Genomic DNA, 21,266 nt, shown 5'->3' with positions numbered 1-21,266 from the left:
AGGAGGGACAAGCAGTTGCAAATCAAGGAGTGCCTGGATGGATTGGATGAGGAGCAGTTGGTCCACATTGTCGACGCGCTTCTCGATACCGCAAAACGAAGCGAGCAAATGGGAATGGAACTGGACGCCCGCAAAAAAAGAATCACGGCTGAGAAGGTGTTAGAGATCAAGCGCCAACGAGAGGAAGCATGGATGTTACGGATATTAGGTCAGGGGAGGAAAGAAACGTCATGGATGAACAGACCTTGCGAATGAAGCTTCATTTTTATCAAAGGATGATGATGGTGGTGAAAACGGCAGGTGATCTTGTAGCACATGAAATCTACCTCCAGATCACAAGGGAAATCGTTGAACAACTCAAGGAAATGGAAAAGACGGCCTGCTCGCAACAGACCGCCTGATCAAACCAGAACGAATATTCGGGATAACTGTAGCTTACCACAGCTACTAAAGGAGGACAAGCCCAATGAAAAAGGCTCTGACAATGGAAATCGCTGATTTGGAACGAGAGCTTGCAAACCTGCAAGAAGCCCGCAGAGAGGCTGACGAAGAGTGGCGAGCAGTCGATGCGGAGTATGTCAAACTGAAACGTCAACTCGAACAGTTGGATGCACACAAGCGTGACTTATGGTACGAGATCGAATGCCGGAAAAAGTATCTGGCTGCTCTACAGGTGGCGAAAAAATATGAGCCAGCAAGCGCCTGATTTCGTCGCCTATGTTGAGCAGACGGAGCCCATCAGACAGAAGTACCTTCAGCCACTGGCTTTTGATACAGACGAAGACGGAGACCAACTGGAATGGACCGCTCGGGACGTGATTGAGGAATTGGAGTTGATCATTGACGCACGGGCGACTATGGCTCCAAAAGAATTTCGTGAGGAGATCCGGCAGCAGGCGAAACGATTGTTGAAATAACGCGGGCTTCGGCCCTGCGTGCAGGATCAGCGGAATGGCTGGTTTTGCACGGAGGCTCGAACCTCCCAGGTCGGTTGCGGAACGGTAACACGCAGCGCCTTACAGTGGGCAAAGTAGGGGTGAGAATCCCCGGCGCTTATAGGAGTTGAGCGGACATGAACTGCTCGTAAAATACCTACCCGGCTTTTCAGTGAAGTCAGTCCGAAACGTGGCGACTATAAACTAAGCGGCAAACTGATGCAGGGTTCGAGTCCCTGCCCGACCTGAAAATTACATAGCGAGGCAAAGAGCGTGGGTAACAGAGGGTTGCAACGGCTGGCAGATGCGGGTAGGGCTGCCGGCGGCCTCGTGACCAAACGGAAGGGGGTGTTTGGATTGGGAGAAGTAGCTGAAATGATTCTATCTGGTCTGCTATGTCAAGTATGCGGCACGTATATGGACGATTTTGCAGAGCCTGGGTACCCCAGAACATGTGAAGATTGTGCGGATGAAAAGTAAAAGACCCAGCGCTGCAACGCTGAGTCCTCTGTCGATAAAGCTACGATTGGGAATCGTACTTCTATCGTAGCTTATCGGCCTTATTAACACAAGGGGAGTGGTCCAGTGCAAGCTGTGAGTTTGGTCTCCACAGATAATATGGCTTACTCTGAATGGCTCATGTGGAGAAAGAAAGGTATTGGAGGATCTGATGCCGGGTCTGTTGCTGGGTTCAGTAAGTACCGTTCTCCAATTGCAGTTTGGCTCGAAAAGACAGGCAAGGTTGAACCCACGCAAGAGGAATCCCAGGCAGCTCGTTTTGGTCGAAAGTTGGAGCCGATTGTCGCAGAAGAGTTTGCCGAACGAACAGGCCTGAAAATCGAGCCAGTTCATGAGTTACTACAGCATCCGAATTATCCCTTCATGCTGGCGAATCTTGACCGCTTGATTCATATGGACGGGATGCATGGGGTGCTTGAGTGCAAAACGGCAGACAAGTATCTGGCAGCCGAATGGGACGAGGATAACATACCGGATCATTACTACCTGCAGGTTCAACACTACCTGGCTGTTACCGGCCTCCAGTTTGCCTACATCGCTGTTCTGATTGGAGGAAATGACTTCCGGCATAAACGGATTGACCGAAACGACGAGGTTATCGCCCACCTGATCACCATCGAAACGGATTTTTGGAGATTGGTTGAACAGGACATCCCGCCTGCGGTAGATGGAGCGGAATCGACAACAGAGCTCTTAAAGCAAATGTATCCAGTGTCCAATGGTCAGGAGATCATTTTGCCGGACGAAGCGGAAGAATGGTTAAGGCAATATCATGAAGCGTCCGCCAAAATCAAAGAGTTTGAAATGCTGAAAGCCGAGGCACACAACAAAATCATGTATGCCATGAAAGATAATGCGATCGGATGGATCGGGGACAAAAAGGTGACACGCTCTGTCATTCCTGAGAAGACGATGAGCTTTGTCAAAAAAGCGCACACAAGGCTTTACATACCCAAAGCCACTTAGGAGGTCATGATTCATGGGTAGCCCGCAAGACATGGCTGGCAAATTGGCTCAGCGGGCCGGTACATCGGCTCCTGAAAAAAAGGAAATGACGATTTTTGACCTGATTGAGTCAAGAAAAAACCAGTTCGCGCAAGCAGCTGGAAACAACATGGATGTAAACAAGTTTTTACGAATTGCTACATTTTGCATCCGAACCAATCCCAAACTGATGACTTGCTCGACACCTTCGTTATTGTCATCTCTCATGCAATCTGCACAGCTTGGATTGGAACCAGGGGTATTAGGACATTGCTATCTGGTTCCATTTTGGTCAGAGAAACTTAAGTCATTTGAGGCAACATTCATTATTTCCTACAAGGGAATGATTGAGCTTGCCAGGCGAAGCGGAAACATACAGTCCATTGCGGCAAGGATTGTCTATGAAAACGACGAGTTTCAGTTTGAATACGGCCTTGAAGAAAGGCTGATTCATAAGCCATGCATCCAGGGCGAACGAGGGAAGATGAAACTGGTTTACATGGTGGCACACTTTGTTGGTGGCGGTCATTACATCGAAGTTATGACAAAAGCAGAAATAGATGCGGTCATGATGTCTTCAAAGTCATATGACAAGAAGAAAGGGCAGCCTACCGGCCCCTGGAAAGATCATTACGAAGAAATGGCAAAGAAAACGGTTATTCGTCGGGCTTGGAAGTACCTACCGATCAGTGTGGACGATGCCCGCGTTGTCGAGCAGGAAGGCACTGTGAAGCATGACATTTCGGAAGATATGTCAACCGTTCCATGGATTGATGCAGACGCATACGCTGTTGAAGATTCTCCAGAAGCTCGGGAGCAGCAAGAACAAGAGGAAGCGACGGAAGAGCAAGAAGCTGATCTTTTTTCCGGGGGGTAAGCCATGGGGGTGACCGGGTTGAAAGGACAGGTATATGAATTGTGATCCATGCGCTGGAAGGTGTCCAAGACCTTCTGGCGCAACGGAGAACTATGGGTAGTCCTTACATGCATGAGTAAGCGGAAGAATGCGCCACCACCATGGGAAGCCCCTTTTACCTTCCTTGAAGTAGTACGCGACCGTAGAGTGGCTTAAAAAGAGGGGGACTGGGGATGGGCATATCAGAATACGGGACAACGGGGTTTTTTGTCCTTCCCCGTTCATCCTGGAGATCCAAGAGGGACAAGCTTCTGTTTTTCGACTTGGTTGAGCAGGCGAATTTCAGAGATACAGCTGGATGTAAACGGGGGCAGCTTATCACCTCTGTTCTCCAGCTGGCAAAAGACACGGGCTGGACGGAAAAGCAAATCAGAGGTTCCTTGGAATATTTAAAGCAGCATGGACTCATTACGGTCGAGTCCTTCAAGGATCGAAAAAAAGGCATCATCGTAACGATTGTCGACTATGAAAATCTCCAAGATTTGTCGACCTATAAAAACCAGAAAATGGTTTTCAACGATTTTCACAAGGGCGAATTAAAGGGCGAATACGAGGGCGAATTGAAGGGCGAATTGGCCCCTCCTGAAAACCCAATAATATCAACGGTTGAAAGCCCATCGAAAGAGGGTGAGGGCGAATTGAAGGACGAATACAAGGGCGAATTTGAGGGCGACTCCTTAACAGCAGTATTAACTACAGATAAACAACAAAAAGAATTAAAAGACTTATGCGAGCAGTTGTCGAGTTTTGAACATGTGGAAGCTTTTGTTGACTCGCAAATGCTCGTCAACCCCATATCGACTTTGCCGAGAAAACTCTTCCTGGAATATTTCAACACCATTCGCCTGAAAAGGGCGACTGGGCGGATCGCAACCAGCAAAGCCAAGAAGATATGGGACAAGCTGTTGACCTATTGGCATAACAAGAAACTAGCTGACACCCCGGATGGCCGGGCAGCCATTATCCTCTACGCTCTCAGCGTTCACATTCTGCAGCACGACGACAAGCCGGAGGACTACACCTACGGGATTATCCGGCGGACAACAGAGTACGAGGCACGGCAGAAAATGATAAAGCTCAGGAATCAGGGGGGTGCTGGCCGTGAAATCGCTCCAACAGGTACTGAATCAGAGCGTGCAGCGTATCACCAGAGACGACGAAGCTTCTAAACCCGCATCAAGGCAGTGCCCACATTGCGGTTCTCTGTTAGAGCCAACACGAGTGGAGATATTCGGCCAGGTTCGGTGGGGGGCGGTCACTTGCCCATGCGAAACAAGGGCAAGAGAGGCACTTGAGGCTGAAAAACGGCAACGTGACTGGCTGACCTTATGTCAGGAATTTACCAGCAGAAACAAGTTGATTCCCAATGCGACGTTGGGGAACTACAGGGAACGGGCCGGCTGCGGTAATGCCATTAAGATCGCCAACAACTTTGCGGATACATACATCGAATGGCAGCAGGAACAACCTGGACTTGGACTTTATTTCAACGGGCCGAACGGGTTGGGAAAAACCCACCTTCTCACAGGCATCTACAAAGCGTTGATGAGTCGGAACATATCGGCAGTATTCATGACCACCTACCACATGTTCCAACGGTTCCGAGAGGTGGCGAAAGTGGAGGATTACGAGTACGAACGTCGGCTCCTGAAAGTTTTATACACATGCGATGTACTGCTCTTGGATGACGTGGGTGGCGAGGTCCCATATGACTCCCGGGCTGAGAAACTGCTCGATGTGATCAACGCTCGGAGCCAAAAGAGACCCATTATCTACTCGAGCAATTTCACGACAGGAGAGCTGGAACAGTGGATGGGAAATCAGGGAGCGCGTATTGCCGACCGCATCTTGGAAAATGCGATTACGGTTACGTTGAATGGTGAAAGCGAGCGCGGGCTGATAAACGATAGGCACCATGACTGGCTTGCTGGGAGGGTGAAAGGGCTTGGATAACACGATAATTCCCCCAGAAGTATTATCCCCCGGCTTTTACAGCACAGAAGCAGAACAAAGCGTCATCGGAGCTGTCTTCTTGAATCAAACCTATTTCCCTCTGGCGTACTCTCTGTGCTCACCGGAGGACATGTATCTGACGCAACATCAGCGTTTGTATCAAGTGATGGCCGACCTGAACGAAAGCGGAAAAGCAATCGATCTGGTCACAGTCACGACGGAATTGCAGGACAGGAAACTCCTTGATGAGATCGGCGGAGTTGGCTACCTGACCCAGATAGCCGGGTCCGTACCGACGGCATCCAATGTGGAACATTACGCCAGAATCGTTCGTGAGAAAGCTCAGCTTCGGAAGCTTTATCTATCGGCATTACGGTTGCCTCGTTTGATTGAGGAAGAGGTTGACCTTACGCTTGCCGTCGAGTTCATGGAGAAGTCGCTTCAGGAAGTAGCTGCTACCTCTCATAGCAAGGGGTTTCGGTCAACGAAGGATGTTCTGTTAAATGTCTACGATTCGATTGAACAGAATGCCAATAGTGTGGCTGGAGAAGTTACAGGATTGCCAAGTGGTTATCAGGATTTGGACCGCCTCACGAGAGGATTTCAGAGGTCTGATTTGATTATCATAGCCGCCCGTCCCTCGGTTGGAAAAACTGCTTTTGCACTAAATGTGTCCCAAAGGGCAGCAGAGAGGACGATGGACCCTATTGCCATCTTCTCACTTGAGATGGGCGCAGAACAACTCTTGCAGCGAATGATCTGCGCGGAAGCAAACCTTGAAGCTGATCGGCTTCGGACCGGACTACTAGAAGCAGACGATTGGATCAAACTCACCGAAGCGATGGCGAGTTTGTCAAAGAAACCAATCTTCATCGATGACACGCCTGGTATCACCGTCAGCGAGATCAAAGCGAAAGCCATGCGGCTGATGAACGATCATGGTGGCCGACTCGGAGCCATCCTGATCGATTACCTGCAATTAGTCCGAAGCGGAAACAAGGCGGGGAACCGGCAGGAAGAAGTGTCCGAGATATCCCGTACGTTGAAGGGAATCGCTAGGGAACTGAACGTCCCGGTGATCGCTTTATCCCAGTTGAGCCGTTCAGTGGAGCAGCGACAAGATAAACGCCCGATGATGTCCGATATCCGTGAATCAGGTTCCATCGAGCAGGACGCGGACATCGTTGCCTTTCTCTATCGCGATGACTATTACGACAAGGAAACCGAGAACAAAAATGTCATCGAAATCATCATTGCCAAACAGCGTAATGGCCCGACCGGAACGGTGGAGCTGGCGTTCTTGAAGGAATACAACAAGTTCGTTGACCTTGCCCGCCCGCAGCAGATCAGTTTCGCGGAAACCCTTGAGCAAGACGACGAGGACGATGATCCGCCATGGCGCAGGTAGGCAACGATTTTTCCGGTGAGATACCGATCAAGGTCCCAATTCCCGAAAGGCTCCTAATGATTGAAGACCCGGAAACACGGTCGGCAGCCATGCGGGAATGGTGGGTAGCGTACGCTACCAGGTACGTGGATTATAAGGCGCAATCGAAAGACAATCAGTTTGTCTACATGGTGAAACGAGGAGGGGAATAACGCTTGGTACTTCTGAGAAAGGCAATCATCCACAAGTTGGAACATGATTTCAAGGTTCATCAGATCGGGGGGAGGCCGCTGTCGGAAGTTTCGACCACCGAATTGCATGATCTATTGGGACGGTTGGAACTTGAAAGACAGACGGGACGCTCCGCATAAACCGAGCTAAAGCCAAGGAAAGCGGGAGGGAGTAGAGGGTTATGAATCGATTCAAGAGTCAAGTCAACGCAGACGATCAGCAGCCAAAGCGTTCCAAGTACAAGAATAAAAAGACGGTTGTTGACGGAATCACGTTTGATTCCAAGGCCGAGTCGGAATACTACCTTGTCCTGAAAGAAATGCTGGCTGCTGGAGAAATCAAAGACATGCGGCTGCAACCTGTGTATGTTCTCCAAGAAAAATGCGTCCGAAACGGCAAAAAACTGCAAGCCATTACCTATAAAGCCGACTTTGAAGTCCTCCATCTGAACGGGACGCTGGAAGTTATCGACATCAAGGGAGAAGAGACGGAAGCCTTTAAGATCAAGGCAAAGATGTTCCAGTACAAATACCCAAACATGAAGCTGACCTTGCTGAAAAAGGTTATGAAGTACGGCGGCTGGATCACCACGGATGAATGGAAAGAGAAAAAACGTGCCGAGAAAAAAGCAATTTAACAAGGGAGAGTGTGAAAGATGAGCTACATGGAATTCAAACCACTGGTGAAGAAAGTGAACATGAAACCAAAAGGTATCGTAGAAATCGTTTTGGAGACAAGCATCAGTGATCTGCAAGGAAAAATCGAACCACTGAGCAGTATGATCGACCGAAGGGCCGAAGCATCGCTGGACTCTCTCGTCGTAAATTACAACGTGACGATCAACACGAAAACTAATAAACCCGTAATCGAATACAAGGTGGATGACACCGGAATCGTTCAAGAAGTGAAATCCGAAGGAGAGCAGCTTGAGGCGGAGCTTGGATTGCCGAAAGAGAAGATTCCGACCAAAGAAGAGCAGGTAGAGGCCGATCGTTCCGTGATTGACGACTTTATTCGAGAAGGGTTCGCGCCCGAATTTTATGATACGCCTTATGACATCCGGAACATCATTCAACGAAAACTTGACGGAGAAACCTACATGAAGATTGCATCCGAGTTGGGTCTGTCAAGCGGAAGGATCGTTGAACTTGTAGATCGCTATTACACCCGAATCGCTCCTTTGGCAATGAAATGGGATGAATGGAGAAAAAGCAAGGCTGAGCTCAAAAAGACAGAAGAATCCAAGCCTGTTGACCAAAACGACGATGCAACCGAAGAACACGCCGAAAATCAAGATTCCGCAGAAGACGATAAGGCAGAGGGCTGCGATGATTCTGATGAGCAGGAAGCTTCCGCAGCTCCTACGGAACAGCCCGAAGAAGACCCGAAGGAAGGAACCGATGGTGGAGAAACACAAGATGTTGCTGCCGCAGCAATCGATAAAGAAAAGCTGGAAGCCTTTATTCTGAGCGGACAAGCTCCAGCGTTCGAGGGCATTACCTTTGACTTCCCTGATCTGCTGCGGCGGAAAAAGGACGGGGAGACGTGGATCGAGCTGGCGAAAGGCCTCGGGGTATCTTCCGGTAAGCTCCAGACGGAGTGGAGGGAATACAAAAAGCTGGTGACCGAACATCTGTCACAACTCAATAGCGATGGAGAACAGGGAGCGGCGTAAAGCTGCTCCTCTCCTAAAAGGTGGGTTCGTATGACAGCGATAAAGCCAAGATCAGACCATCCGTGGAGACAAGCCTTCCTGATCAGGAGGGAAGTGAACGAACATATCAAAAAATCTGGCATCAACCCTTCAATCAATAACTACAAGGTCGGCGGCGGGCGGCCAACCTGGAACGGACGAAAATAGCCTACTCTGGATACCGCTTTCCATGGCCTCCAAATAATTCTCGTACAGCATTGTAATCTCTTACATGCATGTCACTGAACACAATCGCTACCTCGCCTGGGGCCAACTCCAAGCGATCGGAAGGCTGCTCAATCCAGAACGGTAATTCCATTATGATCAAGGCTTCTCTCAAATAGCTTATGTCTCCCCAAGGGACAGGAAAATAAAAAGATTTCTGCACAAGAATCACTCCTTGTCTACATAGTAGCGCGGGAGTGAGGTGGGTACAAATTCTCAATTATGTTAAGTGGGGGATGAGGATATGAACTTACAACTGTCTATCACCAAGGGCGACACCAGCGCATCATTGATGCTGGAAAACACGAGTAGCGAATATGCAACGTCTGCTATAAACAAGATTTTCGGATTCTTCAGCAGCGGCCCTTTGGAAGTACCAAATATTGTGTCTAACGTGTCTGAAGACAAGCATAAGGGAATCCAGACGGCTGAAAAACCCATCTCTAAGACAATCGAGAAAATCAACAGCGAGCGGACGCTTATGCAACCGTTGGCAGAGAAGTTGTCAGCAGCGTTGGGCATTACAGCTCCGGATGATGCACCCAAAGAACAACCAGCAGAAGGAGTTGTGGAGAGCAGCAAAGAGGACATTAACGAGGCAGTTGAAGGTCGTTGGCCATACTCAAAGTATCGGGACGGGAAAGAATACTTCAAATGCCGTTACTACTGCCGGTGCGGACACAAGGCTAATCACTACATTGAGGAAGATAGAAAAACGGTGTCTTGCTTTGATTGCAAAACAACGCTGGCCGTTCGGGAAGCGAATGAGTATGAGCAGCAGAAACTCCAAACAAGGTTCATGGCAACGGAATTAGTCGAGCAGGTGGAACCGAGCGACGAGCCAGAACAACAGCAAAGCACTGAGGAACAGGCAAGTGATTGGAAACTCCGGAGGTGCCTGTCTGTAAAAACGTGCCGAGATTGTGGCGAAACGATAGCCCAAGGGGAGCGGTTTGATAGCTACTACCAGAAAGGGAAAAGCAGAATAATTGTCTGCCCCGAATGCTATGAGAATAACCATCCATCAAAAGAGCAATCTGCTTAACAAACGAAAAAATTATGTTAAGCAAGGGGGAGAAAAGCGTGGGGATCGGAAGAACGTGGACGTCAGAAGATATTGCTTACCTTGAAGATAGCTGGGGGACGGTGAGCATCCGACATATTGTAAAGAAGCTCGGTCGCAGCGTAAGCGCAGTCAAACAGAAAGCCCAACGAATTGGCCTAGGAGACCCAACCTTGCACTATGAAGGAATAACCATAAGCCAGCTTATGAAGGCGCTGGACAAGTCCTACAACACGGTCTACGTGTGGATACGCAAGTACGGAATGCCCGTTAAAGAAAAGCTATTCGTCCAGGAAATGAGGGTAAAAGTCATATCCTACGATGACTTCTGGAAGTGGGCAGAACAGCACAAGGAGCTTCTAAACTTCGCAAAAATGGAGCCGGGTATGCTTGGGGCTGAACCAGAATGGGTGAAAGTAAAGCGGTCAGCTGATCAACTACGATCACAGAAAACGTGGCAGTCCGTAGCCTGGTCAGCAGCGGAGGATCAGCAACTCCGACAGATGGTAAAGCTATCCGGAATGACGTATCCAAAGCTCGCAGCACACTTCAACCGGTCGGAGGCATCGATAAAGCGGCGTTTGTACGATCTGAACATTAAGTTCAGGCCAGAACGACTGAACAACCATATCAAGTACACTCCGGAAGAAATAAAACAGCTTGTAAAGATGGCTTGCCAGGGATACTCATATGAAACTATCGCTCAGAAGCTCGGGAAAAGCGCTCTTGGAGTGCGAGGTAAATTGGAACGAATGGGGTTTGACTTCAAAAAGCGTAAGTTTCCTGACGATCAGGCGGTTTAACTTAATGCTCAATTTGATAAACGAGGAGGAACGAGCATGGATGAAATCAAGACTCTAATGACAAACTGGCAGCGCCTTACATCTGAATGCCCTGAAATACACGAGGCGATAAAAGACGGGTACGAGGTGGGTGCTTACGACGAGGAGACGGGGTACATTATCTCCATGGAAAAAGTGGGCGACGAGCTGAAGGTGCGTGTAGTCATGGATGCGCACTTCATTCCGAAGAAATAAGAGCACTTACCACAATGTGTAGGGAAGAAAGGAGTTGAAAACATGGGATGCACCAACTGCGCAAACTATCATGAAGAATCAGAGTATGGTGACTATGGAACTTGTTACGGTACATGGTATGAATGTACTGCAAAACCGAACATGGGGAATTTAAAAGCGTTCCCCTTCAAAACAGTGCCGAAATCATGCCGTGGGGTTTTTAAAGTGGATAGGGAAAAGCTTACTGGCGGGCGCGGCTGGGAGGTTATGGCTGAACTTTGCGACTCCATATGCGGCCGATCAGAGGACCACGATTTGAAATACGACAAGGTAAATGGTTGCTCTTTAGGAACGTGCGAAGCGTTCAGGTATATCGAGGGGCGAACTGATTTGTGGGAACGGGATAATCCACTCGGCTACATGCATGTGACAGAGGAAAGAATCAGGGACGCTCTGAAGGGCAAGAAGCTTTTCTTTAGAGATCGCAAGGGAAGAAAGCATGAATTTAAGGTTGCGATTCGGGAAACATGCCCAGATTGCAAAGGAGATAGCTACAAGCTCGAAAGAGGAATTGCATCCTGGTTATGCCCAACCTGCAATGGCAGCAGCGTTGTTCTAACAGCGATAGCAAGCCCGTGATTTTACTAAATAGTTAGGGAAGAAAGGAGCAGCGACTATGTTTGAGTGGCAATTGGCAATCAAGGGGGAAGATACCTGGGGACGCCGGACGGTTGTAGCTGAGACAGCTGGCAAAGCAAAGTACGAGCATTTCCGGTACATGAGTGAGTTCTGGGATATTGAGTTTCGGGATTTTTTGAAGCATGTTAGCTGCCACAAGGTCGGTCCTGCATCAGCAAAGAGCTTCTTTGGTAACAAGGAACAATTTGAACGGAATTGCGAGTATCGAAACATACCATTCGCATATCAAGGGATGCGGATAGAAGTAGCCGGGAAGATGGGAACAATCGTAGGAAGCAACAGAAGTTGCAACCTGGACGTTGTATTCGATGGCAGATGGTATGCAGAGAACTGCCATCCTTGGTGGGAAACGCGGTACTTTGATGAAGCAGGCAACGTGATAAAGGATTATAGGGAGCAAAAAGTTGATAAGGTTCGGATGGAGCAAGAACAGGCTCGGCAAAACGTAGCGAGTTTTGTTGCTGAGCGAGAATACACTTACACAGTCGATCAGGTAGTTGATAACTATCTGAAATACTACAAAAACGGAAGCTATATCAGTCATTCGATGAAAGATTGTGTGAAGCATCTGGAAGCTGAACTTGAGGTATTAACACAACGGTAAGGGAGGGAAGACATGTCCAAAACGTGCAAATGCGGCAGGGTACTGTGCGATCTGTGCGGCAAAAACAGCGCTGCCGTACAGATGCGGAATAAGCTAAACGGCAACACATTGAAATGCTGCCGGGAATGTTACCAAGAAATCTGGGGAGGAAAAAACGATGAATAAACAAGCGGTTCTTGATGTACTGAACAGTCTGGAAGTGATCGAAATAAACGGGGGCGATAGCCCATACATCCTTGTCGAGAACAGCGTGGAGAACCGAAAGAAACTTAATGCTGTAGGAATTACGGATGAGGTAATTTACAGCTATGGCGACGATGAAACATTTTGCATCTTGGCGTTGGCTTACAACGAAGGATACGCAGACGAATGGAGGGACGGAAAACTGGTGCTGTGGGGGCCAATTGATGATGAGTTGCGCACAAGGGTTGTGAACGGTGAAGGCACGCCAGCGGACGCTGAACGATTGTTGCGAGAATTGGAACCTGAGTTATTCGCTTAACACACCGGTAGGGAGGAAAGGCATGGCGAGTAAAACAAATATTCGAGCGGACGAAATCAAACGAGCGCTGGCAAAACGCCATACCGACGATCTTTTCCTCACCGAGGTAAAGACCGGGCAGACATGGGGAAACAAGGAGTTGCTAAAGTTTGATGCGTTTGCGATCAAGAGGAGTTGGGCGAAACCACGCTTTACCGGATATGAGGTCAAAGTCAGCCGCGCCGATTTCCTTAACGATCAGAAGTGGCCGGGGTATTTGCCACATTGTCATTGCTTCAGTTTTGTTTGCCCGAAGGGGTTAATCCAGCCGGAAGAGTTGACCGATGAAGTCGGGTTGATTTGGTATTACCCTGACTCCGGCGCGTTGGTAACGAAGAGACCGGCCAAATATCGGTTAATAGAAGTGCCTGCTGACCTGCTATATTACATCCTGCTTTCCAGGATAGAATCAGACCGCCATCCATTTTTCAGCGATCGACGGGAGATGATTGAATCATACCTTTCGAATAAAGAAGCGCGTTTGCGTATCGGCCAGGAATTTAAAGGACGATTATTCGATGAAATCAGCGGGCTGAGGAAAAAGGTTAAGGAGCTGGAAGATGAGCTGAGATACGGCGGCAACAAGGAAGAACAACTGGCCATGATTAAGGATGCTGCCGAGAAGGCAGGCATTAATGTCCGGTATCGCTGGTGGACAAACGAAGTGGTGAAGATGTTAGAGAACAGCATCCACCCGGACATATTGCACGCGGTCGAGCGAATCAAAAGAGAGGCCGATGAGATACAGAAACTCGCGAAAGTAAGCGCAAATCAGGAGCAGCCAACCATGCTCCTTGATACACAACGGTAATTCTGGATATAGGGAGGGACGGAAATGTTTCAGAGTAGCAAGCAAAGGCAAAACGCCAACGAACAACATCTTTGCGCCACATGTAAAAAGTCCGGTGATTGTAACGTAAAGCCGTCTGTTGCCGAATGGAGATATGTTCTCCAGTACTGCCAGAGGTATGAGGGGTCAACAAAACACACGATGTGATAAATGGGGTGAGAGAGATGTTGGACAGACTCCATCGACTGGTTTGGAGGGCGATGGTTTGGGTGAGTCAAAAGAAAAAATCCCTGGCCCAAAAGATTGAGGATATCGACCGGGCTGAACGGATCGAAAGGATTAAGGACGATTACCAAGGGTCTTAAACAAAACAATCGATTTGTAAAGGTGGGAAGTCAAATGGGCAAATACCGCAAAAAGCCAGTTGTAGTTGACGCTATAAGATGGGATGGCAGTAACTATCACGAAGTGTGTGATTTCGTAGAAAAGCCATTGGCGATGGAGTATTCGAGTTTTCCGCCTTCTGAACGAATTCTCGTCATTGAGACACTGGAAGGTACGGTACGTGCAAGTGCGGGGGACATTATTATCCGCGGAGTAAAAGGGGAGTTTTACCCTTGTAAACCAGACATCTTTGAGGAGACGTATGAGCCTGTTGATTGATTCAACAAACCATTACGTGTGTACCCAGTGGAGGTGCAACATGACCCATAAAGACATCGAATGTTGGAAAAAATACAGCAATCCGAAAGGTCAGACGAGGATAGTCATTGGCATGAATCAGGATGAACGGGACTCAGAAATCCTTTATAGGGACCAAGACTATAGAGTGCGGGTGTGCCTCGGCTCAACATTTATTAGATGGTTGAAAGGGTGAATTGGATGAAAAAGCGCCAACGAAACAAGATTCTGAAGATCGTTGCTCGCCAGATTAACAGCGGTGATTTTACGAAGTTGAAGCCGGTTCACTTCCGGTGCGTTGACAAAACGTTTGGGGACTATATTGCAAAGAAATACATCACCGAGTTTCAGCCATGGTGGTACGACCAAATCAACAACTGGGGCAGCATGAGTCTCAGCGAGGAATATAAAAAGTTCTACGATAAATCGATCCAAGACCTGCAAGAATGGACAGGCATCGACATGGATAAATATCACCAATATTTTAAACTAAACCACAAAGACAAGCCAAAGAAGCGCGGAAATCGAAAACCAAGAAAGGAAAAAGAGCAGCCAATTAGGAGATTGAGAAATCCTCGTGAGTACAAAATCCATGTCAGGCTTGGTGACGGTACAACGGAATGGCAAACCATCATCGGTGAGCCTGCCTTCCAATATCGTGGATACGAGTTTTTCATTGCTCACTACTATGGGGCATGGGTAGTGTCTGACGTTGCTGCAGGTCGACGTATTGCAACTCATGATCGATACAAGATGGCAATAAAAATCGCCAAAGAACGGATCGAAAAGCACTTTGATTCATACGTTGCCCGAGTTAGTAAGTTTCGACAGGAGGAATCGGCATGATCAACGAAGCCCGCATTAAGCTTCAGAACGACAACACCCTGATCCGCACGGAGGAAGGTATTTACTTCCTCCAGGTCGGCGAAGCACCGGCTCTATTGTTAGATCCACACGAAGCTGCTGATGCCCTGTTGAAATTGGTTCAGAGCGACCTGGCGCGAATTGTTGCCAGAAACTTGGTTGCCTGGGATACATCGAAGGACAAGCGTGAGGGACTGCTGCCGGAGGTGTACCTGTCAAATAGAGTTTGGTACGAGAGATTAACAGGCGAAGAGTATTACCAGCACAAGGCAATCAAAAAATTCGGGATTGAATGACGTTAAGGGAGGGGAACGGGATGCAAGCAAGAGGTGAGATTAAGTTTCGGGCGTGGGACGGAAAAAAGCTAATTAGCACTGTGTATCCAAAAAGTAACCACAAATTCGAAGTCGACTGGGACGGGAAATTTAAGCTGCATACCTTCAGTGAACGCCAGGAGATCACGGATGAACACGGAGAGAGCTGGAAACAGCCAGTTTGGGAAGTTGTAGAGAATGCTGTAATCATGCAATTCACTGGCCTCCGGGACAAGCACGGCAAGGAGATTTATGAATCAGACATACTGCTTGAAAGTTTATCATTTGACGAGAAATACGCTCATGTAGTCGTATGGAGTCAAGATGATTGTGCGTGGATGTTTGAGTACGATGGCGACTTATTCACGGCATCAGAAATGAACTTTGAACAGTGTGAAATCGTCGGTAACGTTTACGAAAAACCTGAGCTGCTGGAGGCGGGCAAGTAATGGAGGCAGGACGTGAGTTGGATGCGAAAGTTGCGGAAGCGTTGGGGTGGGACATTACACCGACTGCGGCTAAATTCAACCCGGAAAATGACATTGAAGTTGATTATGTCATAGACGATGCTCCAGCAGAATGCCCAGAGGGATTGAAGTCGGTTACAGGACAAATTATCGTCCGGCGATTACCAGACTTTTCTACCACTTGGGAAGGCATGGGCGTTCTGGTTGAGGAGGCAAGGAAGCAGGGGATCTATATCGACATTTTGCCACGGGCAAACGGTTATCACATCGTTTGGGGTAAACGGTGGGCAGATAATTTGGTAATCTCAGATGCTCCGTATGGCGTGTGCATTGGCCTCCTTAAGGCAAAAGCTGTTGCAGCAGTTTAACAAAAGAGAAATTGTGATGAGGAGGAAGCGAGGATGAAAAGATATTTTAAAGTCCAACCAGGTACTCGTGAATGGGAGTTGTTCAATAAGTTGTGGACCTATCAAGATAAGTGGCTAAAACTCAAGCCCACAATGGACAAACTACTTGGCTGTGACGTAGACAAAAATTTAGCTACCAATAGCCGCGAACTATATATGGCGAGTCCTCCGAAGCACTTGCAGGATCAATTTACAAAAAATCCTGACAAGGAAGGGTTTTACAGAGCAAAAAGCAATTCAAACATACAAAAGCAGTGGAAGGAGTTCGTTAAAATATACGAACTTGAAGATTACAACATTACTATGTTGATTTGGGATCTAGGCATTTCGATAAGTGATATGAACGCTATTAAGGCAGCTTACCCTCTGATGAACGACGACTACTATTTTGAATTACGTGAAAAAAACCAATGGGAAGGATACACTTGGGCGATTGAAGTAGATGAACCTACATTTCTTCGGGTTAGAGCAGATTGGCTGGAGAGCCAACATAAGCATTCTGCTTAACATAATATTTCGGGAGTATATGGGAGGGCGAGATATGCAAGACCAGGTAACGAGTATGGCATACAGGCAGTCGATCATTGACCGTCTGGATCGGCAAACCGAAAAGGGTATAAAAAAATACGGCGAGACGATCGACAAATCAGGTCATCTTACAAATGTGGATCAAGCCTTTGAGTACCTTGCGGAAGAATTGACAGACGGACTCGTGTATAACGAGCACCTAAGACAGATGTTTCGGGAACGCGAACTTAAGTTGATCGAGGCACTACGGTGGTACGCAAACTACAGTCAATATGAGCGGCAGCGCGTCGAAGTCCACATTGATGTATTTAGGGATATGCTACCTGTCATTTGGGATGGTGGCCAACGCGCCCGAGATACCCTGAAAGAGTTAGGAGCCTTATAGAAAAAAGAAAAGCCCCCTTGCCGGGAGCGAATGGATGTTTGGCAACTCCATTATACCGCAAAGGCGAGGGGGAACGAAAGATGAGCACAAGAACTATAGAGAAAAGCAAGCTGATCGAAACCGTTTGCGAAAAGTGTCCCGCAACTTGCTGGGGTGACAAGGCAGTTTGTAGTGTGCATAACCTCCATGTCGGTAAAGTCGAAACCTGCCCAGAGTGGGACAAGCATACAATCAGTCAGCAAGGATTAAAGGATCACGATGGGCAGCTCTCTTTTGTAGACATGGAACCGGCCATGGAGTGGCTGCACCGCACCGAAGAGGAACTCAGGGATTATCACTTCATGCTGCGCGAAATAGACCGACTGCAGGGCTACCTGGAGGATGCAGGAGAGGGCACAGTAGGCGCATACGGGATTGATGCATCACAGCCAAAAGGAAAGGGCAAGAACGGCGATAAAACACACGCCGAGGTGGTCAGAAGGGAAAGAAAGTGGAAGCGTCTGGCGAAGCTGCAGGAGGCTGTGGAACGTATTGACCGGGCTGCGGAACGCATCTCAGACGAAAAGGAAAAAACGGTCCTAGATGCGATCATGGACGGAGAGAAAAACAACTTTATCGCTCGCCAGATCGGAGTCAGTCGCCAGCGCTATTACGAAATCAAACGATCTGTCATTATCAAGATGGCGTGGCTGATGTACGGTAACAATGAGGCAGCGTGAAAGGTTGACACTTTAGACAAAATGGACACTTTGGACAGATTTACCAGGCTGCGTAAGAGGCATGGTACAATCAAGACAGGGATCGGGGGTAGCCCGGTCGGCGGAGGTACCGCGAAGGTGTTGGCCTCTCGCTCAATCAGCAGCCACTCGGAAAACCGGGTGGCTTTTTGCATGGGGTGAAACCATGGGAATGAAACTCGTAAAGATCACGATGCCAACGACTGAAGACGGCAAGCTCGTGGACTGGGAAGAATGCGTGATTGCGCACCGCGAGAAAGAAAAGCGCAAGTGGCAGCGCAAATTGGAGGCGCAGCGCACGGGGATTAGCGCGAGGTTGAAGGCTGCAGGTCATTGAGCCTGGCCACTTCGCTCCCCGTTCGGTGTTTCTCATATTCGATTACGCCAATCCTGCCCCAAGTGTGCAGATCAGCGTACCATTGGCGACAAGCAGGGGCAAATGCTTGTCGGACTGCACTACCTCCTAATTACCGTGACCACAGCGGTTAAGGATTTGGATCGTGGCGGAGGCCCCTGCCGGAGGAAGTGGGGAAAATAGTAAAATAGTTACAGGAAACGACTTCCTTTTGCCGAATGATGTAGGAAGAAGGGAGGTGGTAATATGTCAACGTTCAAGGATGAAATTCTAGCTAGAATTAAAGACCACAAAGAGAAAAGAGTGCAATATACAACGGCATTAAATGGGCTATTGCAAGAATTAAAAGTTTCTCCTGACGCGATTGATGCTCATGTTCAGTTGGTTGACGATATTCAACTTGTTTGGAAAATTAAAATCCACGACGTCACGATTGAACTTAGTGCCAAAGATATTGATGAACAATTGCAATTCGAGCAAGCACATGCAGAAATGTCTGGAGAAGAGCCTAAGTCACTGAAAGAGGTTCTACAAGAGTTAATTGTTCATAGTTTCAAATATTATTAATCAACGAGCCTTCGGGCTCCTTTTTATTCCCAATTCAACCCAATGGGCTGGTGAGGTGGTGAGCATGTAGTGCGTCAATTCGTTGACCCGGACACGGGAGAGGTATTCTATGAAGAGCAAATCCTCCGGCGCCCTGACGAGATCGTCAAAGTGTTCCGGCCTGCCGGTCGCAGTGCAAAATTCGTGAAGATCAAAGCCAGCCAGAAGGCGAAGAGACGGCTCAGAAAGCTGACACTCGCCGAGGCTGGTTTTTTGTTGAAGATCGCGCCGTATGCCAGTGAGGGAACCAATCTCCTGCAGGGAGACAATGAGCGCGGACAGAAAGGAGTGCCGCTCACGATCAAGGATCTGGCCCGGATTGCTGACTGCTCATATTCGCAGGCGAGGAAGATCGTCAGGACGTTCATCGAGCAGCGAATTCTCCGGTGGACCGAAGTTGGAAATAGGGCGGCGTTGGCGATCAACCCGCTGTATTCGCTAAACGGAAAGGCCGCGGATACCAGCCTGCTGCAGTTGTTCAAACAGGAGACCACAGAAGCCGGCGAAGACCCGAATTCCGAATAGGGGGGGTGCCAGATGCCAACAGGTCAAGAAACCTTGTGGCTCTAGGGCTCAACCCCGTTTTTGGTAGCGATACGAAACGTATACTTTTTGGGGGAAAAAGTGATACGCTCGAAGCGCTCAAAAAATGGCCTTCAAGCCTTGCAGGGCAAGGGATTCAGCCGTTTTGGGTCTGGCAATATTCTTTATTCTTACATCTATCGCCACGGAGGGGAGGAAACAGCGTGGACATACGAAAAATCCCCGTTTCGATGATCAACCCGGCGCCGTACAATCCACGGATTGACCTTCAGCCGGGAGATCCCGATTACGAAAAGCTGAAACGCTCCATCGAAGACTTCGGGTATGTGGAGCCGATCGTTTGGAATGAGCGAACCGGGCACCTGGTGGGTGGTCATCAGCGGTTCAAAATCCTTGTCAACGAGCAGGGAGCTACCGAGGTTGAAGTTTCTGTCGTCGATCTGGACGAGACCAAGGAGAAGGTGCTCAATCTGGCTCTGAACAAAATCAGGGGGGATTGGGATGAGGAAAAGCTTGCTCACATCCTGGAAGAGCTACAGGGAGAGCTGGACATTGCACTGACTGGCTTTGACGCGGAGGAAGCAAACAAATTGATTGAGCAATTTACTTTCAAGAGCGATGCTGACGCGGAGTTCACCAATAAGGAGTTGGATTTGGCCGACTTCGCAGAGGATAAATTCGAATGTCAGTGCCCGCGGTGCGGCTTCGTCTTCAACCCCAAAGATCCAATTCCCCTTGAGGAAGGGCATGCGGAAGATGAAGCGTGAATGGGATTGGAGCTTGGCAGATTTGGCGCACGTTCCAAAGAACGGGCGAAAAGTGTTTTCATGTTTTTCATGCGGTGGAGGATCGACAATGGGGTACAAACTGGCGGGCTATGAAGTGCTAGGAAACGTAGAAATCGACCCTCAGATGATGGCTCTTTACAAGCGGAATCAAAATCCCCGTTTCTCATTTCAGATGCCGATTCAGCAGTTCAAAGAGATTCCTGATGATCAGCTGCCGGCGGAACTATTTGACCTGGATATTCTGGATGGCTCCCCGCCCTGTAGCGTTTTCTCGACAGCGGGTAAACGTGAGAAGAAATGGGGAAAAGAACATCATTTCAGGGAAGGGCAGGCAAAGCAAAAGCTGGATGATCTGTTCTTTGATTTTTTGGATGTCGTGGAGAAGCTTCGCCCGCGGGTAGTGGTAGCCGAAAACGTCAGGGGAATGATCATTGGGCTGGCAAAAGGATATGTCGCTTTGGTAAAGCGGAGATTCGAGCAGCTGGGCTATCGCGTTCAGCTTTTTTTGTTGAACTCAGCGACGATGGGCGTCCCTCAGAAGCGAGAACGTATTTTTTTCATTGCTCATCGAAAGGATCTCCAGCTGCCAAAGCTTGTTCTACAATTTCATGAACGGCCCGTGCTGTATAAAGAGGTTCGATCCGGAAGAGGGCGACCACTTGATCCAAACACCTTGACATACAAAAGGTGGTTAAATCGAAGACCTCGGGACGACAGTTTCGGGGATATTACGGAACGAATCAACGGTAAGGTCAGTAATTTCAACTCCATTTTGGTAAAGGATGACCGAGTACCAAACACGATTGCGAGCAATTCTTGCTTTATCAGATATGATGAACCTTATTACATCAGCGATATGGACATTATTCGCATTCAGACATTCCCACGTGACTACGATTTCATGGGTGCGGATGTTCAATATGTTTGCGGTATGTCTGTCCCTCCGTTGATGATGAAAGGGATTGCGTCTGCAATCTATGATCAGTGGCTTCCCATAGCATAATAGAAAAGGGAGGACGCTCCAACGCCCTCCCG

Annotated in this window: 37 protein-coding genes; 36 read left to right on the top strand and 1 reads right to left on the bottom strand. The window is 48.5% G+C overall.

Going from position 1 to position 21,266, the window contains the following annotated elements; all coding sequences use genetic code 11:
- Nucleotides 1-15 precede the first annotated feature (15 nt).
- The 15 genes from NDK47_RS17945 to NDK47_RS17875 all read left to right on the top strand — a co-directional run bounded on the left by NDK47_RS17945 (nt 16) and on the right by NDK47_RS17875 (nt 8,786).
- The gene (locus NDK47_RS17945) at nt 16-255 is read left to right on the top strand and encodes a hypothetical protein (protein ID WP_251871124.1); all 240 of its coding nucleotides are present in this window, start codon (nt 16-18) and stop codon (nt 253-255) included.
- Nucleotides 231-401, top strand: a complete 171-nt coding sequence (locus tag NDK47_RS17940) for a hypothetical protein (RefSeq protein ID WP_251871123.1) — start codon at nt 231-233, stop codon at nt 399-401. The genes NDK47_RS17945 and NDK47_RS17940 overlap by 25 nt, the downstream gene beginning before the upstream one ends.
- 65 nt (nt 402-466) lie before the next feature.
- A complete protein-coding gene (locus tag NDK47_RS17935) occupies nt 467-706 on the top strand; it encodes a hypothetical protein (protein WP_251871122.1) in 240 nt (79 codons plus the stop codon).
- Nucleotides 687-917, top strand: a complete 231-nt coding sequence (locus NDK47_RS17930; RefSeq protein WP_251871121.1) for a hypothetical protein — start codon at nt 687-689, stop codon at nt 915-917. Before NDK47_RS17935 ends, NDK47_RS17930 begins: the two co-directional genes overlap by 20 nt.
- A gap of 291 nt (nt 918-1,208) precedes the next feature.
- Nucleotides 1,209-1,415: a hypothetical protein gene (locus NDK47_RS17925; RefSeq protein WP_251871120.1), complete on the top strand. Its 207-nt coding sequence runs from the start codon at nt 1,209-1,211 to the stop codon at nt 1,413-1,415.
- Nucleotides 1,416-1,520: 105 nt separating this feature from the next.
- Complete coding sequence (locus tag NDK47_RS17920; protein WP_251871118.1) at nt 1,521-2,420, top strand: YqaJ viral recombinase family nuclease; 900 nt, start codon at nt 1,521-1,523, stop codon at nt 2,418-2,420.
- Between the two features lie 31 nt (nt 2,421-2,451).
- On the top strand, nt 2,452-3,315 hold the full coding sequence (gene recT, locus NDK47_RS17915) for a recombination protein RecT (RefSeq protein ID WP_251871117.1): 864 nt from the start codon (nt 2,452-2,454) through the stop codon (nt 3,313-3,315).
- Between the two features lie 212 nt (nt 3,316-3,527).
- Complete coding sequence (locus NDK47_RS17910) at nt 3,528-4,523, top strand: hypothetical protein (protein ID WP_251871116.1); 996 nt, start codon at nt 3,528-3,530, stop codon at nt 4,521-4,523.
- Nucleotides 4,524-4,710: 187 nt separating this feature from the next.
- Nucleotides 4,711-5,307, top strand: a complete 597-nt coding sequence (locus tag NDK47_RS17905) for an ATP-binding protein (RefSeq protein WP_251871114.1) — start codon at nt 4,711-4,713, stop codon at nt 5,305-5,307.
- The gene (dnaB, locus tag NDK47_RS17900; RefSeq protein WP_251871113.1) at nt 5,300-6,715 is read left to right on the top strand and encodes a replicative DNA helicase; all 1,416 of its coding nucleotides are present in this window, start codon (nt 5,300-5,302) and stop codon (nt 6,713-6,715) included. The genes NDK47_RS17905 and dnaB overlap by 8 nt, the downstream gene beginning before the upstream one ends.
- Nucleotides 6,703-6,906 carry a hypothetical protein gene (locus tag NDK47_RS17895; protein WP_251871111.1) on the top strand — a complete coding sequence of 68 codons (204 nt, stop codon included), beginning with the start codon at nt 6,703-6,705 and terminating at the stop codon, nt 6,904-6,906. Before dnaB ends, NDK47_RS17895 begins: the two co-directional genes overlap by 13 nt.
- A gap of 3 nt (nt 6,907-6,909) precedes the next feature.
- A complete protein-coding gene (locus NDK47_RS17890; RefSeq protein WP_251871110.1) occupies nt 6,910-7,065 on the top strand; it encodes a hypothetical protein in 156 nt (51 codons plus the stop codon).
- 41 nt (nt 7,066-7,106) lie between these two features.
- Nucleotides 7,107-7,562 carry a DUF1064 domain-containing protein gene (locus tag NDK47_RS17885; protein ID WP_251871109.1) on the top strand — a complete coding sequence of 152 codons (456 nt, stop codon included), beginning with the start codon at nt 7,107-7,109 and terminating at the stop codon, nt 7,560-7,562.
- 18 nt (nt 7,563-7,580) lie between these two features.
- Nucleotides 7,581-8,600 carry a helix-turn-helix domain-containing protein gene (locus tag NDK47_RS17880; protein ID WP_251871108.1) on the top strand — a complete coding sequence of 340 codons (1,020 nt, stop codon included), beginning with the start codon at nt 7,581-7,583 and terminating at the stop codon, nt 8,598-8,600.
- Between the two features lie 30 nt (nt 8,601-8,630).
- A complete protein-coding gene (locus tag NDK47_RS17875) occupies nt 8,631-8,786 on the top strand; it encodes a hypothetical protein (RefSeq protein WP_251871106.1) in 156 nt (51 codons plus the stop codon).
- Between the two features lies 1 nt (nt 8,787).
- Here the strand turns inward: NDK47_RS17875 and NDK47_RS17870 are convergent, their stop codons facing one another.
- Nucleotides 8,788-9,006 carry a hypothetical protein gene (locus tag NDK47_RS17870; RefSeq protein WP_251871105.1) on the bottom strand — a complete coding sequence of 73 codons (219 nt, stop codon included), beginning with the start codon at nt 9,004-9,006 and terminating at the stop codon, nt 8,788-8,790.
- A gap of 81 nt (nt 9,007-9,087) precedes the next feature.
- Here NDK47_RS17870 and NDK47_RS17865 point away from each other — a divergent pair, with 81 nt between their 5' ends.
- The 21 genes from NDK47_RS17865 (at nt 9,088) to NDK47_RS17765 (ending at nt 21,234) form a co-directional block, all read left to right on the top strand.
- Nucleotides 9,088-9,888, top strand: coding sequence for a hypothetical protein (locus NDK47_RS17865; RefSeq protein WP_251871104.1), 801 nt, complete (start codon nt 9,088-9,090; stop codon nt 9,886-9,888).
- Nucleotides 9,889-9,926: 38 nt separating this feature from the next.
- Nucleotides 9,927-10,709 (top strand): hypothetical protein, encoded by a 783-nt coding sequence (locus tag NDK47_RS17860; protein ID WP_251871103.1) that lies wholly within the window; start codon nt 9,927-9,929, stop codon nt 10,707-10,709.
- Between the two features lie 36 nt (nt 10,710-10,745).
- Nucleotides 10,746-10,943, top strand: a complete 198-nt coding sequence (locus tag NDK47_RS17855; protein WP_251871102.1) for a hypothetical protein — start codon at nt 10,746-10,748, stop codon at nt 10,941-10,943.
- 42 nt (nt 10,944-10,985) lie between these two features.
- Nucleotides 10,986-11,561, top strand: coding sequence for a hypothetical protein (locus NDK47_RS17850; protein ID WP_251871101.1), 576 nt, complete (start codon nt 10,986-10,988; stop codon nt 11,559-11,561).
- A gap of 37 nt (nt 11,562-11,598) precedes the next feature.
- Entirely contained in the window at nt 11,599-12,225 is a 627-nt protein-coding gene (locus NDK47_RS17845; protein ID WP_251871100.1) for a hypothetical protein, read from the top strand.
- Nucleotides 12,226-12,382: 157 nt separating this feature from the next.
- The gene (locus NDK47_RS17840; protein WP_251871099.1) at nt 12,383-12,727 is read left to right on the top strand and encodes a hypothetical protein; all 345 of its coding nucleotides are present in this window, start codon (nt 12,383-12,385) and stop codon (nt 12,725-12,727) included.
- 22 nt (nt 12,728-12,749) lie between these two features.
- The gene (locus NDK47_RS17835; RefSeq protein WP_251871097.1) at nt 12,750-13,577 is read left to right on the top strand and encodes an MmcB family DNA repair protein; all 828 of its coding nucleotides are present in this window, start codon (nt 12,750-12,752) and stop codon (nt 13,575-13,577) included.
- Between the two features lie 203 nt (nt 13,578-13,780).
- A complete protein-coding gene (locus NDK47_RS17830) occupies nt 13,781-13,921 on the top strand; it encodes a hypothetical protein (RefSeq protein ID WP_251871096.1) in 141 nt (46 codons plus the stop codon).
- Nucleotides 13,922-13,955: 34 nt separating this feature from the next.
- Complete coding sequence (locus tag NDK47_RS17825; protein ID WP_251871095.1) at nt 13,956-14,219, top strand: hypothetical protein; 264 nt, start codon at nt 13,956-13,958, stop codon at nt 14,217-14,219.
- A 219-nt stretch (nt 14,220-14,438) separates the two neighbouring features.
- On the top strand, nt 14,439-15,083 hold the full coding sequence (locus NDK47_RS17820) for a hypothetical protein (RefSeq protein ID WP_251871094.1): 645 nt from the start codon (nt 14,439-14,441) through the stop codon (nt 15,081-15,083).
- Nucleotides 15,080-15,397 carry a hypothetical protein gene (locus NDK47_RS17815; RefSeq protein ID WP_251871092.1) on the top strand — a complete coding sequence of 106 codons (318 nt, stop codon included), beginning with the start codon at nt 15,080-15,082 and terminating at the stop codon, nt 15,395-15,397. Before NDK47_RS17820 ends, NDK47_RS17815 begins: the two co-directional genes overlap by 4 nt.
- Before the next feature lie 20 nt (nt 15,398-15,417).
- Nucleotides 15,418-15,864 carry a YopX family protein gene (locus NDK47_RS17810; protein ID WP_251871091.1) on the top strand — a complete coding sequence of 149 codons (447 nt, stop codon included), beginning with the start codon at nt 15,418-15,420 and terminating at the stop codon, nt 15,862-15,864.
- Nucleotides 15,864-16,250 carry a hypothetical protein gene (locus NDK47_RS17805; protein WP_251871090.1) on the top strand — a complete coding sequence of 129 codons (387 nt, stop codon included), beginning with the start codon at nt 15,864-15,866 and terminating at the stop codon, nt 16,248-16,250. The genes NDK47_RS17810 and NDK47_RS17805 overlap by 1 nt, the downstream gene beginning before the upstream one ends.
- Nucleotides 16,251-16,283: 33 nt before the next feature.
- Nucleotides 16,284-16,796 (top strand): hypothetical protein, encoded by a 513-nt coding sequence (locus tag NDK47_RS17800; RefSeq protein WP_251871089.1) that lies wholly within the window; start codon nt 16,284-16,286, stop codon nt 16,794-16,796.
- Nucleotides 16,797-16,830: 34 nt separating this feature from the next.
- Nucleotides 16,831-17,202, top strand: coding sequence for a hypothetical protein (locus NDK47_RS17795; RefSeq protein ID WP_251871088.1), 372 nt, complete (start codon nt 16,831-16,833; stop codon nt 17,200-17,202).
- An 80-nt stretch (nt 17,203-17,282) separates the two neighbouring features.
- Complete coding sequence (locus NDK47_RS17790; RefSeq protein WP_251871087.1) at nt 17,283-17,921, top strand: response regulator transcription factor FixJ; 639 nt, start codon at nt 17,283-17,285, stop codon at nt 17,919-17,921.
- Nucleotides 17,922-18,111: 190 nt separating this feature from the next.
- A complete protein-coding gene (locus NDK47_RS17785; protein WP_251871086.1) occupies nt 18,112-18,276 on the top strand; it encodes a hypothetical protein in 165 nt (54 codons plus the stop codon).
- Between the two features lie 264 nt (nt 18,277-18,540).
- The gene (locus NDK47_RS17780) at nt 18,541-18,861 is read left to right on the top strand and encodes a hypothetical protein (protein WP_251871085.1); all 321 of its coding nucleotides are present in this window, start codon (nt 18,541-18,543) and stop codon (nt 18,859-18,861) included.
- Between the two features lie 69 nt (nt 18,862-18,930).
- Nucleotides 18,931-19,425: a hypothetical protein gene (locus NDK47_RS17775; protein ID WP_251871084.1), complete on the top strand. Its 495-nt coding sequence runs from the start codon at nt 18,931-18,933 to the stop codon at nt 19,423-19,425.
- Nucleotides 19,426-19,646: 221 nt separating this feature from the next.
- Entirely contained in the window at nt 19,647-20,210 is a 564-nt protein-coding gene (locus NDK47_RS17770) for a ParB N-terminal domain-containing protein (protein WP_251871082.1), read from the top strand.
- Between the two features lie 88 nt (nt 20,211-20,298).
- Entirely contained in the window at nt 20,299-21,234 is a 936-nt protein-coding gene (locus tag NDK47_RS17765) for a DNA cytosine methyltransferase (protein WP_251871081.1), read from the top strand.
- Nucleotides 21,235-21,266: the final 32 nt, after the last annotated feature.

Source organism: Brevibacillus ruminantium, from assembly GCF_023746555.1.
GTDB lineage: Bacteria > Bacillota > Bacilli > Brevibacillales > Brevibacillaceae > Brevibacillus > Brevibacillus ruminantium.
The sequence above is the reverse complement of the archived record's forward strand: the minus strand, read 5'-3'. Positions and strand labels throughout refer to the sequence as shown.

What these genes read in the sequence shown, in the direction of transcription:
- NDK47_RS17940 (WP_251871123.1), top strand. Translation starts at nt 231, where the DNA reads ATGGATGAACAGACCTTGCGAATGAAGCTTCATTTTTATCAAAGGATG.
- NDK47_RS17935 (WP_251871122.1), top strand. Translation starts at nt 467, where the DNA reads ATGAAAAAGGCTCTGACAATGGAAATCGCTGATTTGGAACGAGAGCTT.
- NDK47_RS17930 (WP_251871121.1), top strand. Translation starts at nt 687, where the DNA reads ATGAGCCAGCAAGCGCCTGATTTCGTCGCCTATGTTGAGCAGACGGAG.
- recT (WP_251871117.1), top strand. Translation starts at nt 2,452, where the DNA reads ATGGCTGGCAAATTGGCTCAGCGGGCCGGTACATCGGCTCCTGAAAAA.
- NDK47_RS17910 (WP_251871116.1), top strand. Translation starts at nt 3,528, where the DNA reads ATGGGCATATCAGAATACGGGACAACGGGGTTTTTTGTCCTTCCCCGT.
- NDK47_RS17895 (WP_251871111.1), top strand. Translation starts at nt 6,703, where the DNA reads ATGGCGCAGGTAGGCAACGATTTTTCCGGTGAGATACCGATCAAGGTC.
- NDK47_RS17885 (WP_251871109.1), top strand. Translation starts at nt 7,107, where the DNA reads ATGAATCGATTCAAGAGTCAAGTCAACGCAGACGATCAGCAGCCAAAG.
- NDK47_RS17880 (WP_251871108.1), top strand. Translation starts at nt 7,581, where the DNA reads ATGAGCTACATGGAATTCAAACCACTGGTGAAGAAAGTGAACATGAAA.
- NDK47_RS17875 (WP_251871106.1), top strand. Translation starts at nt 8,631, where the DNA reads ATGACAGCGATAAAGCCAAGATCAGACCATCCGTGGAGACAAGCCTTC.
- NDK47_RS17865 (WP_251871104.1), top strand. Translation starts at nt 9,088, where the DNA reads ATGAACTTACAACTGTCTATCACCAAGGGCGACACCAGCGCATCATTG.
- NDK47_RS17855 (WP_251871102.1), top strand. Translation starts at nt 10,746, where the DNA reads ATGGATGAAATCAAGACTCTAATGACAAACTGGCAGCGCCTTACATCT.
- NDK47_RS17850 (WP_251871101.1), top strand. Translation starts at nt 10,986, where the DNA reads ATGGGATGCACCAACTGCGCAAACTATCATGAAGAATCAGAGTATGGT.
- NDK47_RS17845 (WP_251871100.1), top strand. Translation starts at nt 11,599, where the DNA reads ATGTTTGAGTGGCAATTGGCAATCAAGGGGGAAGATACCTGGGGACGC.
- NDK47_RS17840 (WP_251871099.1), top strand. Translation starts at nt 12,383, where the DNA reads ATGAATAAACAAGCGGTTCTTGATGTACTGAACAGTCTGGAAGTGATC.
- NDK47_RS17835 (WP_251871097.1), top strand. Translation starts at nt 12,750, where the DNA reads ATGGCGAGTAAAACAAATATTCGAGCGGACGAAATCAAACGAGCGCTG.
- NDK47_RS17830 (WP_251871096.1), top strand. Translation starts at nt 13,781, where the DNA reads ATGTTGGACAGACTCCATCGACTGGTTTGGAGGGCGATGGTTTGGGTG.
- NDK47_RS17825 (WP_251871095.1), top strand. Translation starts at nt 13,956, where the DNA reads ATGGGCAAATACCGCAAAAAGCCAGTTGTAGTTGACGCTATAAGATGG.
- NDK47_RS17820 (WP_251871094.1), top strand. Translation starts at nt 14,439, where the DNA reads ATGAAAAAGCGCCAACGAAACAAGATTCTGAAGATCGTTGCTCGCCAG.
- NDK47_RS17815 (WP_251871092.1), top strand. Translation starts at nt 15,080, where the DNA reads ATGATCAACGAAGCCCGCATTAAGCTTCAGAACGACAACACCCTGATC.
- NDK47_RS17810 (WP_251871091.1), top strand. Translation starts at nt 15,418, where the DNA reads ATGCAAGCAAGAGGTGAGATTAAGTTTCGGGCGTGGGACGGAAAAAAG.
- NDK47_RS17805 (WP_251871090.1), top strand. Translation starts at nt 15,864, where the DNA reads ATGGAGGCAGGACGTGAGTTGGATGCGAAAGTTGCGGAAGCGTTGGGG.
- NDK47_RS17800 (WP_251871089.1), top strand. Translation starts at nt 16,284, where the DNA reads ATGAAAAGATATTTTAAAGTCCAACCAGGTACTCGTGAATGGGAGTTG.
- NDK47_RS17795 (WP_251871088.1), top strand. Translation starts at nt 16,831, where the DNA reads ATGCAAGACCAGGTAACGAGTATGGCATACAGGCAGTCGATCATTGAC.
- NDK47_RS17790 (WP_251871087.1), top strand. Translation starts at nt 17,283, where the DNA reads ATGAGCACAAGAACTATAGAGAAAAGCAAGCTGATCGAAACCGTTTGC.
- NDK47_RS17785 (WP_251871086.1), top strand. Translation starts at nt 18,112, where the DNA reads ATGAAACTCGTAAAGATCACGATGCCAACGACTGAAGACGGCAAGCTC.
- NDK47_RS17780 (WP_251871085.1), top strand. Translation starts at nt 18,541, where the DNA reads ATGTCAACGTTCAAGGATGAAATTCTAGCTAGAATTAAAGACCACAAA.
- NDK47_RS17765 (WP_251871081.1), top strand. Translation starts at nt 20,299, where the DNA reads ATGGGGTACAAACTGGCGGGCTATGAAGTGCTAGGAAACGTAGAAATC.